Annotated in this window: 1 pseudogene; it reads left to right on the top strand. The window is 55.2% G+C overall.

The features are described 5' to 3' along the window. Window positions 1-2,819 (top strand): annotated as a pseudogene (locus HJW02_RS12815) (RHS repeat protein); the annotation flags it as partial.

Consider the following 2,819-nt stretch of genomic DNA (forward strand, 5'->3'; position numbering starts at 1 on the left):
GAAGTATACCGACGGCGGCTGGCTGACCATCAGCCGGACGGAGGGATACAAGACCTCTCTGGCCCAGACCACCCTCTATACCTACAACGACCAGTTCCGGGTGTCCCTGGAACTCAAACCCAATGGCGGCTATACGCGCTACGAGTACGATGACCAGGGCAAAACCGTGCTCTCCGCTACTCCCTGGGCCGGAGGCGGGGAGAGAGGGACCCGAACCACTTACGCCAACCTGCGCTTCAATGACTTCAGACCCGCTACGGAAACTGAAGTAATCATTGCCGAGGATGGGACGGAAACGGAACTTGGCAAGCGCACTTACACGTATGAAGACAGCCCGCAGGTGAACCGCACCACGGTCACGGAAACCGCCCTGGGTTCCGACCAGGTCCATACGAGTGTAGAGGAGACTTATGGGGAAGCTGCCGAATACCCCTACGCCCGGGGCAGGCAGAAGATGAGCCAGGGCATCAATGGCGTCCAGAGGGTCTACACCTATGAAGCAGCCGCGGAATACGGGGCTCTCCACAAGGTGACGGAGACTGTGCAGGCTAATGGAAGTATCGTTCCCGGACAAAGTACCCGGAACATAGAATACATTGCTGAAAACGGCGCCACCACCAGGAAAGAACAATACGTTCACACCGGAGAAGGCTGGTCGCTGATTGCCTCGGAGGACTATGAATATGATGACGAGCAGAGGCTCGTCAAGACGACGAGGGGCAACGGCAGAACCAGTACGACGGAATGGATGTGCTGTGGGCCGTTGAGGGAAACCGATGAAGACGGCATCACCACCAGCTATGGGTACAACTCGGCCAAGCAGCTGGTGGAAACCATCCGCTCGGCTACCGAGACTACGCCAGAAACGATTAATTCCTACAGCTATGATGCGGCGGGAAGGACGATTGCCACGCGCCGCGACATAGGGGCCATGACGACGATGCAAAGTACAGAGTACGATGATCTGGGACGGGTCGTTTCCTCCACGGACTTGCTGGGACGCATCACACGAACCGAGTACAGCCACGATCAGCTTACGACAACCGTCACCAACCCAGCAGGCGCTACGCTGGTCACCCAAAAGTACTATGATGGCGTTGTCCTGTTTCAGGGTGGCACGGGGCAGCGTGAGATGGAGACCCGGCTGGAACTGACCGAAGAAGGCATCCTGACCACGACCTTGTCCAGGGGAGTCGTGCTGTCGCGGAGGCTGGAAAACGGTTTTGGCCAAATCATCCGGCAGGAACAGCCCAATACCAAGGGAGGGATCATCGTTACTAGAAATAATTACAATGACAAAGGACTGCTTGTGCGTTCCCAGACAGAGGATCTTGCTCCCATGGTCACAGTCTACAATGAGCTGGGACAAGCCGTAAGACGAATTGTTCTATTGGACACTCTGCATCCGGAGGATACTTCAAAAAACAGGATATCGGAAACCTCATCCTGCTTCCGGGTTCGAGAAGACGGCGTCTACCAGGTGCAGACTTCCACGACCTATAATGCCGACGGCCTCCCCCTCATTCAAACCACGGAGAATATGGTTTCCGAACTCAGTCCTGTATTGGAAAGCAAGACCATTTCGACGGACGTCTACAGTCAGCAGAGCGTAAAATGGACGGAGTATACTGCTCCAACCAAGCGCACCCAGTTCAGCCGGATTCCAACTTCGGAGATCACAGCTGAATCAGTCATCGTAGATGGATTTACAACAAACCAGACTGATCACGCCGGAATCCGTTCCTCACAACAGTTCTGCTGTACCTCTACACGGATGATTCTGGAAAAAACCGATGGTCGCGGCAATGTCGCTACTACAGAAACTGACCTTGCCGGACGTACTGTCAAAGTCACCGATCCTGCAGGCAACGTGACCACCACCAGCTACTTGTCCTGCTGTGACGCCGTGGCTTGCATCACCGATGCTTTGGGAGGCACGACCTACTACTCCTATGATATCCGCGGCAGAAAGACGGCCGAGTACGGCACCGCCGTCCAGCCGGCCTGTTTTTCCTATGACGAAGCCGACCGCATGGTGGCCCTGACTACCTTCCGTGCAAACGAAGGCGACATCACCACCGATCCTTCCGGCCGAACCGACGGAGACACCACCACTTGGCTCTACGATCCAGCCACCGATCTGGAACTGAAAAAAACCTATGCCGACGGCTCCTGCGTTCTCAGAACCTACGACCAGTTCAACCGTCCGGAAACCGTCACCAAGGCCAGAGGCATTGTCACGACGTACGCCTATGCTCCATTGACAGGAGAACTTGTCTCCGTCTCCCACAATGACGATACTCCGGGATGGGAGTTCTCCTACAACCACATCGGACAAATGACCTACGTCCGGGACGCCTCTGGATTAAGGGAATTTTCTTATGATGCCTATGGAAGAACGCAACAGGACACTTCCTTTGGAACCGTGGAAAGCTCTCTTCAGGAAGAATACGATGCCTTTGGCCGTTCGGCCGGCTGCCGCCTGATGCTTGGAACCCGTACCGTGCAGCACTCCCATCTTGACTATGACTCCAAAGGCGGCATGATTGGGATAAATCTGGAAGGCATCGCTTCTCCCTTTACCTGGGAGTACGATCCAACCAGCGGCTTCCTCAATTACCTCAACTACCCCAACGGCATGGTCCGCTGCAATACCTACCATCCCACACTGAACCTTGTAACCGCCATCGGTTACAAGAAAGGAGCAAATGGTGAATCAGCGGGCCGCCATGAATACGACTACGACGCTCTGATACGCCCTGTCCAACGCCGGGACTCCTGGGATGGAACCACTCCTGCAACCACCAGAAACTTCACCT

This window comes from Akkermansia sp. GGCC_0220 (genome assembly GCF_017566105.1).
Lineage (GTDB): Bacteria > Verrucomicrobiota > Verrucomicrobiia > Verrucomicrobiales > Akkermansiaceae > Akkermansia > Akkermansia massiliensis.